Origin of the sequence: Arcobacter sp. F2176, from assembly GCF_004116465.1 — a bacterium.
GTDB lineage: Bacteria > Campylobacterota > Campylobacteria > Campylobacterales > Arcobacteraceae > Arcobacter > Arcobacter siniprincipis.
On record NZ_PDJV01000008.1, the window covers coordinates 1 to 14568 of the forward strand.

At 28.8% G+C, this 14568-nt stretch carries 14 protein-coding genes; 6 read left to right on the forward strand and 8 right to left on the reverse strand.

Annotated features, from left to right (window positions below; all coding sequences use genetic code 11):
- Together CRU95_RS08665 and rpsU are read right to left on the reverse strand one after the other, a co-directional pair.
- Nucleotides 1–992: cbb3-type cytochrome c oxidase subunit I (locus tag CRU95_RS08665; protein ID WP_129100747.1), on the reverse strand; the 992-nt coding region annotated here is incomplete at its 3' end.
- Between the two features lie 226 nt (nucleotides 993–1218).
- Nucleotides 1219–1431, reverse strand: a complete 213-nt coding sequence (gene rpsU / locus CRU95_RS08670; protein WP_013136837.1) for a 30S ribosomal protein S21 — start codon at nucleotides 1429–1431, stop codon at nucleotides 1219–1221.
- A gap of 115 nt (nucleotides 1432–1546) precedes the next feature.
- Here rpsU and moaC point away from each other — a divergent pair, with 115 nt between their 5' ends.
- From moaC to CRU95_RS08690, 4 genes are read left to right on the forward strand one after another with little or no spacing between them, the layout of a single operon-like run.
- Nucleotides 1547–2017: a cyclic pyranopterin monophosphate synthase MoaC gene (gene moaC, locus CRU95_RS08675; RefSeq protein WP_129100748.1), complete on the forward strand. Its 471-nt coding sequence runs from the start codon at nucleotides 1547–1549 to the stop codon at nucleotides 2015–2017.
- Nucleotides 2014–2277: a YbeD family protein gene (locus CRU95_RS08680; protein ID WP_129100749.1), complete on the forward strand. Its 264-nt coding sequence runs from the start codon at nucleotides 2014–2016 to the stop codon at nucleotides 2275–2277. The genes moaC and CRU95_RS08680 overlap by 4 nt, the downstream gene beginning before the upstream one ends.
- Before the next feature lie 10 nt (nucleotides 2278–2287).
- Nucleotides 2288–3115 carry a M15 family metallopeptidase gene (locus tag CRU95_RS08685; protein ID WP_129100750.1) on the forward strand — a complete coding sequence of 276 codons (828 nt, stop codon included), beginning with the start codon at nucleotides 2288–2290 and terminating at the stop codon, nucleotides 3113–3115.
- The gene (locus CRU95_RS08690; protein ID WP_258238665.1) at nucleotides 3099–4463 is read left to right on the forward strand and encodes a M99 family carboxypeptidase catalytic domain-containing protein; all 1365 of its coding nucleotides are present in this window, start codon (nucleotides 3099–3101) and stop codon (nucleotides 4461–4463) included. Before CRU95_RS08685 ends, CRU95_RS08690 begins: the two co-directional genes overlap by 17 nt.
- Before the next feature lie 4 nt (nucleotides 4464–4467).
- On the opposite strand, the gene CRU95_RS08695 is transcribed toward CRU95_RS08690, so the two are convergent.
- Genes CRU95_RS08695 through CRU95_RS08715 form a run of 5 tightly spaced genes read right to left on the reverse strand, consistent with a single transcriptional unit; the run spans nucleotide 4468 to nucleotide 10605 of the window.
- Nucleotides 4468–4728 (reverse strand): hypothetical protein, encoded by a 261-nt coding sequence (locus CRU95_RS08695; RefSeq protein WP_013136833.1) that lies wholly within the window; start codon nucleotides 4726–4728, stop codon nucleotides 4468–4470.
- Nucleotides 4729–4733: 5 nt separating this feature from the next.
- A complete protein-coding gene (gene surE / locus CRU95_RS08700; protein WP_129100752.1) occupies nucleotides 4734–5522 on the reverse strand; it encodes a 5'/3'-nucleotidase SurE in 789 nt (262 codons plus the stop codon).
- The gene (gene dnaE, locus CRU95_RS08705) at nucleotides 5522–9064 is read right to left on the reverse strand and encodes a DNA polymerase III subunit alpha (RefSeq protein ID WP_129100753.1); all 3543 of its coding nucleotides are present in this window, start codon (nucleotides 9062–9064) and stop codon (nucleotides 5522–5524) included. The genes surE and dnaE overlap by 1 nt, the downstream gene beginning before the upstream one ends.
- A 51-nt stretch (nucleotides 9065–9115) precedes the next feature.
- Nucleotides 9116–9871, reverse strand: a complete 756-nt coding sequence (locus CRU95_RS08710; RefSeq protein WP_129100754.1) for a patatin-like phospholipase family protein — start codon at nucleotides 9869–9871, stop codon at nucleotides 9116–9118.
- Nucleotides 9872–9876: 5 nt separating this feature from the next.
- On the reverse strand, nucleotides 9877–10605 hold the full coding sequence (locus CRU95_RS08715) for a UDP-2,3-diacylglucosamine diphosphatase (RefSeq protein ID WP_129100755.1): 729 nt from the start codon (nucleotides 10603–10605) through the stop codon (nucleotides 9877–9879).
- Nucleotides 10606–10687: 82 nt separating this feature from the next.
- Here CRU95_RS08715 and CRU95_RS08720 point away from each other — a divergent pair, with 82 nt between their 5' ends.
- On the forward strand, nucleotides 10688–11905 hold the full coding sequence (locus CRU95_RS08720; protein WP_129100756.1) for a glycosyltransferase: 1218 nt from the start codon (nucleotides 10688–10690) through the stop codon (nucleotides 11903–11905).
- Here the strand turns inward: CRU95_RS08720 and CRU95_RS08725 are convergent.
- Nucleotides 11827–13944 carry a CHASE2 domain-containing protein gene (locus CRU95_RS08725; RefSeq protein WP_129100757.1) on the reverse strand — a complete coding sequence of 706 codons (2118 nt, stop codon included), beginning with the start codon at nucleotides 13942–13944 and terminating at the stop codon, nucleotides 11827–11829. The two genes, CRU95_RS08720 and CRU95_RS08725, sit on opposite strands and share 79 nt — an antisense overlap.
- 47 nt (nucleotides 13945–13991) lie before the next feature.
- On the opposite strand from CRU95_RS08725, the gene CRU95_RS08730 reads away from it, so the two are divergent.
- Nucleotides 13992–14567, forward strand: coding sequence for a FecR domain-containing protein (locus CRU95_RS08730; RefSeq protein WP_129100758.1), 576 nt, complete (start codon nucleotides 13992–13994; stop codon nucleotides 14565–14567).
- The last annotated feature ends 1 nt before the right edge of the window (nucleotide 14568 follow it).

Below are 14568 nucleotides of genomic sequence, written 5' to 3' on the forward strand. Positions count from 1 at the left end.
AACATATAAAAAGTCGATGCTAAAATCATAAATTTAATTAATGTATTAGATTGTAATTGTTGCCATTCACCCTTCATTGTTAAAAGCATATTAATAGCTGATCCCCATGATGGTAAAATTAAAACAATAGACATTACAGAACCCATAGTTTGGAGCCAATCTGGAACAGTTGCATAAATAAGGTGGTGTCCACCAGCCCATAAATAAACAAACATTAATCCCCAGAAAGCTAATATAGATAACTTATATGAATAAACATTTTGTCCTGACTCTTTTGGCAAAAAGTAGTAAATTAAAGCAATAATTGGAACAGTAAATACAAATGCAACTGCATTATGCCCATACCACCATTGCACTAATGCATCATTTGTACCTGAATACATAGATACTGAGTGCATCCATGAACCATAACCAGAATATAAAGCAGTAGGTATTTCCATGTTATTAAATAAATATAACATGGCAATACCCATAAAAGTAGCTATAAAATACCAGATTGAAACATATAGTGTTCTCTCCCTTCTAATACCAATTAATCCAAAAATACTAACACCCCATAATACCCACCAAAGTACTATAATTATATCTATAGGCCACTCTAATTCAGCATACTCTTTTGAAGTTGTGTATCCAGCTACTAGTGTAACAACTGCTAAAAGAATTGTGATGAAGTAAAGAACAAAATGTAATTTACCAATAAACATTAAAAATGGTGATTCCCTCAAAGAAACTTTTAAAATTCTTTGAGCCATATAATACCATCCAGCAAAAATACCGCTTAAGGTAAAGCCAAATATAACAGTATTTGTGTGTAAAGGTCTTAATCTACTAAAAGTACCATATTCTCCAGCTAAATTACTTAAATGGGGGAAAGCCATTTGAAAGGCTAAGGTAACACCAACTATCATACCTAAAATACCAAATAAAATTGCGGTAAAGGTAAAGGCTTTTGCAACTGAGTAATCGTACTCAACTCGTGCATTCTTTTGCATCAAGTTACTCCTTTTATTAATATACAAGTTCTAATTTGTGAAATCTTATTATTTGAATAGTAAATCAAAATTTGGAATTCACCAAGTATTTAATTTTTTATACATGGATTTAGTGTCAATTTGGTGGCATAATAATCTTTTTTGATAATTTAACTTTAAATGTCAGTATTTTGGGCATAAAAAAAGGGTCTCTAAAATAGAGACCCTTTTAGGTAATAGTGAACTATTACAGTCTAGATTCGTATCTTCTAAGCATATACAATCTTTTAAGCATTTTTTTCTTAGCATTAATTTTTTGTTTCTTTCTCTTTTCAGTCATAGGTTCAAAAAATCTTCTTGCTCTTGTTTCAGTAACGATTAGGTTTCTGTCACATTGCTTTTTAAATCTTCTATAAGCTTCGTCGAATGATTCGCTATCTTTAACTTTAATACCTGGCACTATAATCACCCTCTTTCTTTTAAAATTTAGGGTTGCATTATATTTAAATAATACTTAATTTCAATTTAACCATATTTTGATATAATCACTTAATTAAAGAATATGAGGAAGAACCTTGGATTTAACACATTTAGATGAAAATAATAGACCTAAAATGGTAGATGTATCTGATAAAAAAGATAGTACAAGAGTAGCAATTGCTTCTGGACAAATATCTATGTCCCAAGAAGCTTATAATGCAATTATAAGTAATAATACTAAAAAAGGTCCAGTTCTTCAAACAGCTGTTATTGCTTCAATTATGGGTGTAAAAAAGACAAGTGAATTAATTCCTATGTGTCATCCCTTATTATTAAGTGGAATAAATTGTGATGTAGAAGAATTGCCTAGCTTACCTGGTTTCAAATTAATTGTAACTGCTAAACTAAATGGACAAACTGGTGTAGAAATGGAAGCTCTAACGGGTACAAGTATAGGTTTACTTACCATATATGATATGGTAAAGGCTATTGATAAATCAATGGTTATTTCAAATATTCAATTAGAGAGTAAATCTGGTGGGAAAAGTGGGGATTTTAAGCGATGATTGATTTAAATGAACATAAATTAGAACTTGATTATCCATGCAATTGGATATACAAAGTTGTTGTTGTTGAAACTGTTAATATAAAAAAAGTTGTAAAAGAAGTTATAACAGAAAGAGAACATAAATTAACTGAGTCAAAAGTTAGCTCAAAGGGAAAATTTAAAAGTTACACTTTAGATTTACTTGTTCATAATGAAGATGATAGAAAGATGATTTATGAATTATTAGGCAATCACAGTGATGTAAAAATGGTTTTATAAAGAAGAAAAAATGAATAGAAGAGAGTTCTTAGACAAAGCAAAAAATTTAGCAATTTGTTCAACAATATATCCAATAATTGGTAGTGCAGATTCTACTGACATTTTTGAAGAGAAAAGCTTTTCTCCCAAAGATATGATACCTATAACTAATAGTATTAATAATATATCAAAAGATGTTTTTCTAGAAGAAAAATACCATGTACCTTTTAGAAATGTTCAAAAAAAGATTAATTATATTCAACACTATGTTGGATATGGAAATTTTAATATAATATCTTTTGATGAAGCTATAAATATTTTGAGATATTCTAAAGATTATACAATTTTTACAAAAGAAGAGTTAGCTTTTATTGAACATATTTTTTATTATGAACCAACATATCATGGTTTTTATGGAGATAGAACAACTAATGACTTAACTGCATCAATTAATAAAAAAGAGATAGAAAAAATCCCATATACAGGTCATTATATCTTCAAAGGAAAACCTAAAGAAGCATATTTAAAAATGAAAAATGATATTGGACCAACTATTTATTTAACTTCAGGAGTACGATCAGTTGTTAAACAAATGAAACTATTTTTGGATAAATTAGATTCTGTGGACCTTAATTTATCTATGGCTTCACGATCAATTGCCCCACCTGCCTTTACATATCACTCAGTTGGAGATTTTGATGTTGGAAAAAAAGGTCTAGGAGCAGCAAACTTTACAGAAAAGTTTTCATATACAAGTGAATTTTCACAAATGAAAACATTAAAATATATTGATATGAGATATACAATTGGAAATAAGGATGGGGTAAGGTATGAACCTTGGCATGTTAAAGTTATTTAGAGTTTTATTAGTTTTTTTATTTTTGCAGAATTTATATGCGCATAGTAGCGATTTAAATTTTAAATTTATTAAAAAAGGTGTACAAGATGATAATACACTTTTAATAGTAGGTGGTATTCAAGGTGATGAGCCTGGTGGTTTTATGGCTGCATCTTTAATCGCAACACATTATGAGATAACAAAAGGTTCTGTTTGGATTGTTCCTAATTTAAATTTTACATCTATTATTGAAAGATCACGAGGTCCTTTTGGAGATATGAATAGAAAATTTGCATATATTTCTAAAGAAGACCCTGATTATGTTGATGTGGAAAGAATAAAAGAGTTAATAAAAAAGCCTGAAGTAAAACTAATAGTAAATTTACATGATGGAAGTGGATATTTTAGAAAAAAATTTATAGATAATTATCATTCTCCTTATAGATGGGGTCAAAGTTCAATTATTGATCAATCTAAGGTAAATGTTCCAGTATATGGAAATCTTGCTGAAATCAGTAAAGAAGTTTGTGAAAAAGTAAATGCACATTTGATTAGAAAAGAAGACATTTATCATACTCACAATACAAAAACAAAACTTGGTGATAAGGAGATGGAAAAAACATTAACTTATTATGCGATAAACAATGGCAAAGCAGCTTTTGGGAATGAAGCAAGTAAAGAATTACCTGTTCATGAACGAACTTATTATCATCTTTTGGCTCTTGAAAAGTATATGGATATTATGGGAATAGAGTTTAAAAGAAAATTTGATTTACAACCACTTGCCCTAAGAGATGTAATAGATAATGATATTTATATCTCATTTTACGATGATAAAATAAAAATACCTTTATCAGATATAAGAAATTATATAAGTTATTTCCCGACAAAAAAAGATGGAAAGATAGATTTTAAACCAAGTAGTCCCGTAATGACTGTAATAAAAAATGGCAATTCTACTTATTCAATACATTATGGAAATAGAAGATTATCTATTTTAGAACCAGACTATTTGGATGTAAGTGAAAAAAAAGAAGATATAAAATTTAAAATTGATGGTAAAGAAAAACAAGTAAAAATTGGTTCTTTAGTTGATGTTTCAAATAGTTTTTTAGTTTATCCAAATGATTATAGGGTAAATGTTATTGGATATGTTAACAAAGCTCATAAAAATGAATCTGGTCTTGAAATTGAAAAAGATGAAATTTTACAAAGATTTTCATTAGATGTAAAAGGACAAATATATAGAGTAGAATTCTATAATAAAGATGATAATAAGTTCGCAGGAATGGTATTGGTGAAGTTCCCAAAAAAGCTTTATGAAGAGGTAGTTTTAAATGAGGCTGGCGTAAAACCAGCTTCATTATAAAATATTATAAATCAACTAGCTCTTTTTTTATTTTCTCTTGATTTATTTTTTTGATGGCAGATTTGTAAAGTTCTTCAACTCTGTCTATCTTCTCATCAATTAATTCACAAATTTGTTCAAAATCTTGTCCTTCTTCGGAAGCTACAAAAACTTTATACTCTTTTTTTGTAAATTTTCTTTTTAAAATTTCTTTTAACTCTGTTTCATCTTTTAATTCTCCAACAAGTTTCTCTATATTGCAGATTAGAGCCTTCTTAAAATTCATTTACTTTATTCCTTTATCCAATCATTTAAATTTGTTATGTCATCGTATGAAGTCATATCTAACATTATAGGAGAAATAGAGATAAAATTTGCTTTTATGGCTTCAAAATCACAATTTAATTTTTCACTCTCTTCCCAAATCAAAGGATGAAGCCCTATCCAATAAAACTCTTCACCTCTTGGACTAAGGTGCCTGTGGGTGTCATTCCCATATATTCTATATCCAGCTTTTGTTATTTTAAAGCCTTGACAATCATCCTCATGTATTGGAGGAATATTAATATTTAAAAATTTTCTATCTTCTAAAGGAAATTCCTTCTTAAATATTTTTTTAACAATTGTAGCGATTGCTTTTTTTGCTAAGTTAAAATCTTCTTTTGGATCAATACCACCTGGCAAGTCATTAAATACTTGTGATATTGCAATTGCTGGAATCCCTTGCAAAGTAGCTTCCATTGCAGCAGCTGCTGTTCCACTATATGTAATATCTTCTCCCATGTTAGAGCCAATGTTTATTCCACTTATTACTAAATCAGGTTTATAGCCTTCTTTAAATAAGTTATTTAGAGAAATAAATACACAATCTGTTGGTGTTCCATCATCAATTTTGTAATAATCATCATCCACATTAATCATTCTAAGTGGTCTATCAAGAGTAAGTGAGTGACCACAAGCTGATTTATTTTTTGCAGGGGCAACTACAGTTAGTTTGGCTAAAGGACTTAGTGCTTTTATTAATGCTTTTAATCCTACTGCATCAAATCCATCATCATTTGTTAAAAGTATTTGTTTCATTATGCTATAAAAACTCCATTTAGTGATTTTATTAAACCTTCTATGTTTGAAGTTACTTTAAATCCAGTATCAAGTTCAATATCGGCTAGTTTTGATTTTACCAATAGTTTTAATTCTCGTTTACCTTGATTATGTGCAATAATTTCAAAAAGGTCATACATGATTTTATCATCATCTGTAAAGTTAACTGCTACTGTTATTGGGGGCTCTTCTATTGCTTTTTGTTTTCTTTTAATTTTTTCTTTTCTTGCTTCTTTTAAGGTCTCTATTTTTCTTAAACTGATTCTAGTAAATTGATCATCTTTTGAAATTCGTACTTTAAAAGCAATAGGTTCAGTTAAGTCAAAATCTTCTCTTAACTCTTTTAATCTATCTTCAAATAGCATTAATTCTATATTTCCATGTAAATCCATAAGGTTTAAAATGGCAAATTTATTACCTTTTTTAGAGATTCTTTCATTAATTGTTTCAACTTTTCCTATAAAAAGGGCTTCACTTCCATCTCCTAAATCTTCTATTTCAGAAGAGAGGGTATAGTTTATTCCATCTAATTGTTCCCTATATTCATCAAGTGGATGCCCTGATACATAAAATCCTAAAGATTGTTTTTCTAATTCTAAAAGATCTTTTAATTCATACTCTTCAAATTTTTCTAATTGAACTTCAACTTTTGTAAGTTCTTTAGAATCTCCAAAAAGTGACCCTGTTGCCATTTTCTTAGCAGCCATTGCTTTTCCAACAGTTTCATTTATGGTCTCAATTTGTTCTAAAATTGATCGTCTAGAATATCCAAACGTATCAAATCCACCAGCTTTTGCTAAAGATTCAAATACTCTTTTATTTACTTTACTTCCATCAACTCTTGAGATGAAATCTGCAAAATCCTCAAAGTTTCCATTTTCATTCCGCTCTTTTAAAATAGATTTAATAGCAACATCTCCAGCACCTTTAATGGCACCCATTCCAAACATTACTACTTCTTGTCCATCAATCTTTTTAGGAGCAAATACTAGGTCTGATTTATTGATATCTGGTGGGAAAAGGTCTAGTTTTAATCTTTTTACTTCATCCACATATTTTACAACTTTATCTGTATTATCTTTTTCTAGTGTTAAAAGTGCAGCCATAAATTCTGATGGATAATATTTTTTCAAATAAGAAGTATAAAATGTCACAAGTGCATAAGCCGCTGAGTGAGATTTATTAAATCCATATCCGGCAAATTTTACAATCAGGTCGAACAGTTCTTCACAATGTTCTTTAACAAAGCCTTTTTTTACTCCACCAATAGCAAACTCACCCTTTAGTCTATCCATCTCTTCTTTAATCTTTTTACCCATTGCCCGTCTAACTAAATCGGCACCACCAAGGCTAAATCCACCAATTGATTGTACGATTTGCATAACTTGCTCTTGATAAACAATAACCCCATAGGTTGTTTCAAGTATTGGTCTTAATGGCGCATCAAACTCATCATAGAAATAGTTAATCTCTTCACGACCATGTTTCCTATCAATAAAGTCATCAAGCATACCTGACTCCATTGGTCCTGGTCTATAAAGTGCAAGAACGGCGATAATATCCTCAAAGTTTGATGGTTTTAATCTTTTACATAAATCTTGCATACCATCTGACTCTATTTGAAATAATCCAATTGTATTTCCTGTTTGAATTAAGTCGTAAACACCTTTGTCATTTACATCCACGGTTAAGAAATTTACTCTTTTACCATGTCTTTGCTCTATTAGTTTATTTGCTTCTTCAATAACGGTTAGGGTCTTTAGACCCAAGAAGTCAAATTTGATTAAATCAACATCTTCTACGTATTTACCGTTGTATTGGGTCGCAAGAGTTTCCATCCCTGATGGTTTAAATAGGGGTGTTTTATTCCAAAGTGGTTCATTTGAAATAACAACTCCCGCTGCGTGAGTTCCTGCATTTCTATTTAGTCCTTCAAGGGCTATTGCAAAATCCCAAACTCTTTTTGCTTGGGGATTTGAATCACAAAGTTCTTTTATCTTTGGTTCTTTTTCATATGAAGATGTTAAGTTGATTCCCAGTTCATCTGGAATAAGTTTTGCCATCGCATCAGCTTGAGAATAGGGCATATCCAGAACTCTAGCAACATCTCTAATTACCCCTTTTGCAAGTAATTTACCAAAGGTAATGATTTGTGCAACATTGGCTCTTCCATATTTTTCAATTACATAATCAAGAATTTCTTGACGTCTAGCTTGACAGAAATCCATATCGATATCTGGCATAGATACTCTTTCTGGATTTAGGAATCTCTCAAAAAGTAAACCATAAGGTAAAGGGTCAATATCCGTAATAGCAAGGGAAAAGGCAACTAAACTTCCAGCAGCAGAACCCCTTCCAGGCCCAACTGGTATTCTCATCTGTTTTGCAGCAATTACGAAATCCCAAACGATAAGCATATATCCTGGGAATTTCATACTATTAATGATGTCTATTTCTACTTGCAATCTATCTTTATACTCTTGATGTCTCTCTTGGGGTACTATCTCAAGTCTTTTTTCTAAGCCTTTCCAACACTCATGTATAAATAATATTTTATCATTTTCTAATGAGTATTCTAATTCTGGCTCTGGTAGAGTTAAGCCTTGTTCAAGTGATTTTTCCCTTGTAAATTTGAAGTTAGGAGGAGTTGGGTCTCCTAGTTTTATCTCTAAGTTACATTTTTCAACTATCTCTTGGGTTGCAGCTATTGTTTCTGGAATATCTGCATATAGTTTTGAAATTTGCTCTGATGATTTTAAATAAAACTCATGAACACTATGTCTTAGTCTATTTGGATCATCATAAAGTTTATTCATAGCAATACACATAAAAGCTTCATGTGCTTGGGCATCTTTTTGTTTTAAGTAATGAGTATCATTTGTGGCAACAACTTTTATACCTGTTTCTTTTGATATTCTTAAAATTTGGTCATCAATAAAATGTTGGTCAGAAATACCATGTCTCATAATTTCTAAGTAAAAATCATCACCAAATATCTCTTTATACTCTAAAGCAATTTTTTTTGCTTCTTCATAACCTTTTGCACCATTTTTTACATTTCTCTCACTTTGAGTATTTAGGTGCCAGTTTACTTCACCTTGTAAACAAGCTGCACTACACACAAGTCCTTCACTATTTTCTCTTAATATTTTTTTATTAATTCTAGGGTAATAATAGAACCCATGCATATAAGCTTGACTAGTCAAAAACATCAAGTTTTTGTAGCCTTTTTCATTTTTTGCATATAAGCATAGGTGAAATCTTTTTCTATGTGATTTATCATCTAATTCTTCAGAATTGTGAATATAAGCTTCCATACCAATAATTGGTTTGATGCCTTCTGCTTTCATAGCTTTATAAAAATCAATAGCTCCAAACATATTACCATGGTCTGTCATGGCAACACTTTTCATTCCTAAAGCTTTGATTTTTTTTGCTAAATCTTTTATTTTATTAGCACCATCTAAGAGCGAATATTCTGTGTGTAGGTGTAAGTGCGTGAATTCTGGTATTTGTGACATAATGATTCTTTTCTTGGATATTTATTAGGGGATTATAACTTAAAGAATCTATTATTTAAATGAATTTAAATGATTACTTGCTTCTTTATATCCTAGCTTAAATAGTTCATCCAATCCATCAAAAGTAAACATTTTTGTCTCTCTTAATTCATTGGTTGTGATATAAATATCTGTATGTTTTATTGCATAATCAATATTTAGATGCCAAGTTTTAAATATTCTTTTTTTTACTAAATTTATTGGATTGTAATTTTTTTGCAAACTTCTTTCTTTTCTTGGTAGAAGGTCAAGGGCACAGATTTTATAATTTTTATTTAATAGTGGTTCAACTGGTATATTATTTAACAATCCCCCATCAAATAATTTTCTATTCTCAAATTTTAAAGGTTTGAATAATGGAATCAAAGCAGAAGAAGCTATACATAAGTTCACTACATCACCTTTATCATAATAGATTAGCTCTTTATTTTTGTAATCATAAACACAAATATATAAAGGTTTTGGAATATCTTCTATTTTAGCTATTGGCAATAACTCTTTTATTAAAGGATTTGTTGTATCGATTTTAAGTAAACCATTTAGATAAGGGTTAAATTTTATACATTTCTTTAGCTCTTTTGATTTGAATATTTTTAATTGTTCTAAAGGAGAGATTCCACTTGCATATGAAGCTGCAATTATTGAGCCAATTGAACTTCCACTAAAAGCTTCAAACTTAATATTTTGTTCATCAAAAAAAGCTAATGCACCTAAATGAAAAGCACCTCTTGCTGCTCCACCACTTAGGCAAAGTGCCAATTTAGTCATGTTTTTTACCAAGTAATAATTTCAAATTTACCCTCATAAGTCTCCACAAGTGCAGTGCATGATTCGACCCAATCACCACAGTTTTTATATTCAATTCCTTCTATATCTCTTTGTTCTGCTTTATGAATATGTCCACAAATGATACCATCATAACCTTTGTGTTTTGCATGGTTAGTTAGAACTTTTTCAAAATCATTTATAAAATTAACAGAACTTTTTACATTATCTTTTATAAATTTTGATAGTGACCATTTTGAATTGATCTTAAAAGTCTTTCTTATTCTATTTATTATAAAGTTTATATAAAGTAAAAAATCATATCCGTAATCTCCCAAAATAGCTAACCACTTTTTTGTCATAGTAATCGAATCAAAAAAATCACCATGGGTTACATAATAACTTTTTCCACTTATAGATATATACTCAAACTCATTAGAAACTTCTAAATTGTCTCCTAAAATAAGTGGAACAAAAGGTCTTAAAAATTCGTCGTGATTGCCAGTTATTAGGTACACATTTGTACCTTTTCTAGCTTTTCTTAGAACTTTTTGTATAACATCAGAATGGGCTTGAGGCCAAACAAATTTTCTTCTTATTGACCAACCGTCAATAATATCGCCTACTAAAAAAAGATTTTCACTTTCATTATCTTTTAAGAAGTCAATTAGCTTTTCAGCTTGAGAAAATCTTGTACCTAAATGTACATCTGATATAAATATTGATTTGTATTTCATAATTAGATTTTAATTATATATGGTTACATTATGGCATCATTTTAGTAATATTTTTGTAACCATTACTTGATAATATATTTGAATGAATAATGTAAATATAGTTTTATTTAGCGATACTGTTTATGACTTAAATGGAGTATCTCGATTTTTAAATGATTTTGCTAATATCTCAAAAGATGAATTTAAGATAATAACATCTACGAGAAAAAATGCCTTCTCACAAAAAAAATCTATTTATAATGTTAAACCTTTTTTTAAAATGTCTATGCCTTTTTATAAAGAGTTAGATTTAGTATTTCCAAATCCATTTAAAATGGCAAAATTATTAAAAAAACTCTCTCCAAATCTAGTGCATATTTCTACTCCTGGTCCTGTTGGAATAATAGGTTCAATCTTAGCTAGATTTTATAAAATACCAAAAGCTGGAATATATCATACTGATTTCCCTGCATACATATATAAAAATACAAACTCAAAAATCTTTAGATATATCTCAAAATGTTATTTAAGATTTTTTTATAGTAATTTTGAGGCAATATTTGTCCGAACCCAAGAGTATAAAAGTATTGTCATGAATGATTTAAAAATAGATGCATCAAAAATATTTATTTTAAAATCAGGAATTAATACAAAAAGCTTTTCTTCATCTTTTAGAGATATAAATATTTGGAATGATTATAAAATAAGAATAAATAGTATGAAGTTTTTATATGTGGGAAGAGCTACAAAAGAGAAAAATATAGAGTTTTTGATTGAACTATTTAAGAAGGTATATTCTATAAAGTTAAATATTGATTTAATCATTGTAGGAAATGGGCATTTTTTAAAGTACAAAAAAGAGTTAAAGAAATTTAATATTCATTTTTTAGGAATAAAATTTGAAGAAGAGTTATCAAGTATATATGCTAGCTCTGATGTTTTTATTTTCCCTTCTACTACAGATACCTTAGGGCAAGTTGTTATGGAGGGTATGAGTTCTGCTCTTCCTGTTATTGTTACAAATAAAGGTGGACCAAAAGAGCTTGTAAAGGCTTCTAATAGTGGATTTATTTTGGATATCAAGGATGAGAAAGAGTGGATTAACACTATTGAAATACTTTATGAAAGTAAAAATTTATATAAAAAATACTCACAAAATTCTGTTACGTTTATGAAAGATAAAGATATAGAAAATAGTTTTAAAGACTTTTGTGATAAAAATAAATTAATCTGTGAAAACTCTTATTTTTCTTCCATAACAAAATCTAAAACAATGTTATTTTCTTTTGAACTTATATACTCTTTACATCTATTTATATAAAGCCTATTTATTTTAGAAGGATGAGTATCTTCAATCTCTTCAAAAATAGTTTTACTATCAGTGAAGTTTTTATTTTGATAGCATTTAATAGCTTTTTCATAATCTTCTTGCACATTTTCAAACTCTTCAAACTCTTTAGGTAATAGGACTTGATAAAGTTTTATTGAGGTACTTTTACCTTTTACAATAACACTTGCTAAATATTTCAAATGGTAATTGTCTTTTAATAATATTTTTGTAGATTCAGAGATTAGTAACTCAACTGCAAAATATTTGCTAAGTCCTTCAATTCTTGAGCATAGATTTACATTATCTCCAATAATCGTATAATCACTTCTTCCAGATGAACCCATCTCCCCAACAACTGCTAGTCCTGTATGAATTCCTATACCTATTTGAATAGATAAATTAAAATCTTTTTTAAGTTCATTATTAAGTACTTCTAACTTTTCAAATTGCCTCAAGGCACTTTGAACTGCTTTATCCGCATGATTTTCCACATCACAGGGAGCATTCCAATATGCCATAATTGCATCACCTATAAACTTATCAATTGTTCCATGGTTTTGTATGATTACTTCACTCATTGGCTCGAAATACTTATTAAGTACTTCAATTAGTTTTTGTGGAGATTCAAACTCTTCAGAGATATTTGTAAACCCTCTTATATCACTAAAGAAAATAGTTAGCTCTTTTTCTTTAGCTTTAAAATCATTATTATCATTTGATAACAAATCATTGGCAACTTCCAATGAGACTTTTTTTGCAAATTTGTCTTTTATAAACTCTTTTTGTTTTTGCTCTTTTTGATAATTGATATAAAAAGCACTTAGGCTTGTTAAAATAATTGAGACTATTGGATAAAAAAGATTTAAAATAAGACCTTGGGAGAAGAGCAAATAATAATAGAGTGAATAAAGAATAGTAGATAATAAAAGAATAACAACAATAATGTTAGTAGATGATAGAAAAAGTAAAAGTGTTCCTAAAACTACAGTTAATATAAATATAACTAAAATATCAATAGCTTTTCCAAATGTTGGTTCATATAAAAAGTCACCTTTTAAAATATTGTCAATCATATTTGCATGTATCTCAACTCCTGGTAGGGCTAAATCGTATACTGTTGAACGCAAATCTGCTAAAGTAGTAATAGAACTTCCTATTAAAATAAATTTTCCATTTACATCTTTTGGGTCAAAATTACCATTTAAGATATCTAAAAAAGAGATATATTTAAAACTCTTTTTTGCTCCTCTAAAATTTATTCTCATAAAACCATTTTTATCTGTTGGTATATCAATATTTGAAAGTTTTACACCAGAAATAGAATAATCATCTTGGATTATTTTTACATTTTGTGTATTACTTGCAATATTAATCATTTCAAAAACTAAAGAGGGATAGATTTTATTTTTATATTGTAGTAATAGTGGCATTTTAATAATCTTCCCTTGTTGATCATTAAAGGCATTAAAAAAGCCAGAAGAATAAGTACTTTCTTGTATGGGTGAAATATTTGTAACTACATTTTCAAAGTTTAAAAGATGAGGTGATGAATTAGGAGTGAATTTTGTAACGGGAATTGGTTCGGAATTTTTTGATAGATTTTTTGTAAAATAATATCCTAAAACTGTAGGCGTTTGGGAAATAACAGCAGCTAAAAGTTGATCATTATCTCTAAAATCACCTTGTACATTTAGTTTTTTTGCCATATAGGAAGGGGAACTTCTATCTGATTCTGAAAATATAATATCAACACCTATAATTCCAGCACCTGCATTTGTAAGATTTGCTAAAACTTGTGCTATATAATCTCTACTAAAAGGCCATTGTCCAAGTGCATTTATAGATTTTTCATCAATATCGATTATTACTACTTTATTTGTAGTGGGGATTTCTCCTCTTATTTCAAAAAATATTTCTCTAATTCTTTCATCAAAATTACTAGTTATTTTATTAAAATTTAAATAGCAAAAGGTTAATAATATAAAAGATATGAAAAAGAATAATATCTTATGCTTAATAAAAATTTTCATCGCTTATGATATAATAAATGTACTAAATTATTGTTTGAGAGGCAAACATGAAAAAAATTATAATTGGACTTTGTTTTCTTTTTGTTTTAAATATATTTGCAGATAGTGTAATAAGTAGTGGAGATGTATATATAAATGGAAAAAAAGTTACAAAAAATAGTGTCGTAAAACTTGGAGATTTTATAAAAACAGGTAAAAACTCAAAAGTAAAATTTAATATAGGTAAAGATGCTTTTTTAGCAAATGCTGATACAAAATTTTCAATACAAGAAAAGGGTGGTTTAAAAACTCTTAATGTAGTAACAGGTGGAGTTCTAGCTGTCTTTGGTAAAGGTGGTGATAAACATGAAGTTAAAACAGAAAATATGACAGCAGGCATTAGAGGAACAGGTGTTTATGTAGAGCATATTGATGGGAAATCTTATTTTTGTACATGTTATGGTCAAACAGAATTAAATACAGCAAAAGCTCATAAGTCATATGAAGCAAAGCACCATAATATGGCTTGGATATTAGCAGATGGCACAATAAAACCTGCAAAAAAATTAAGAGATCATAATGATGATGAGCTTAGAGAACTTGAATTAATGGTAGGAAGAATTCCTCCCTTTGATAAAAAATAAA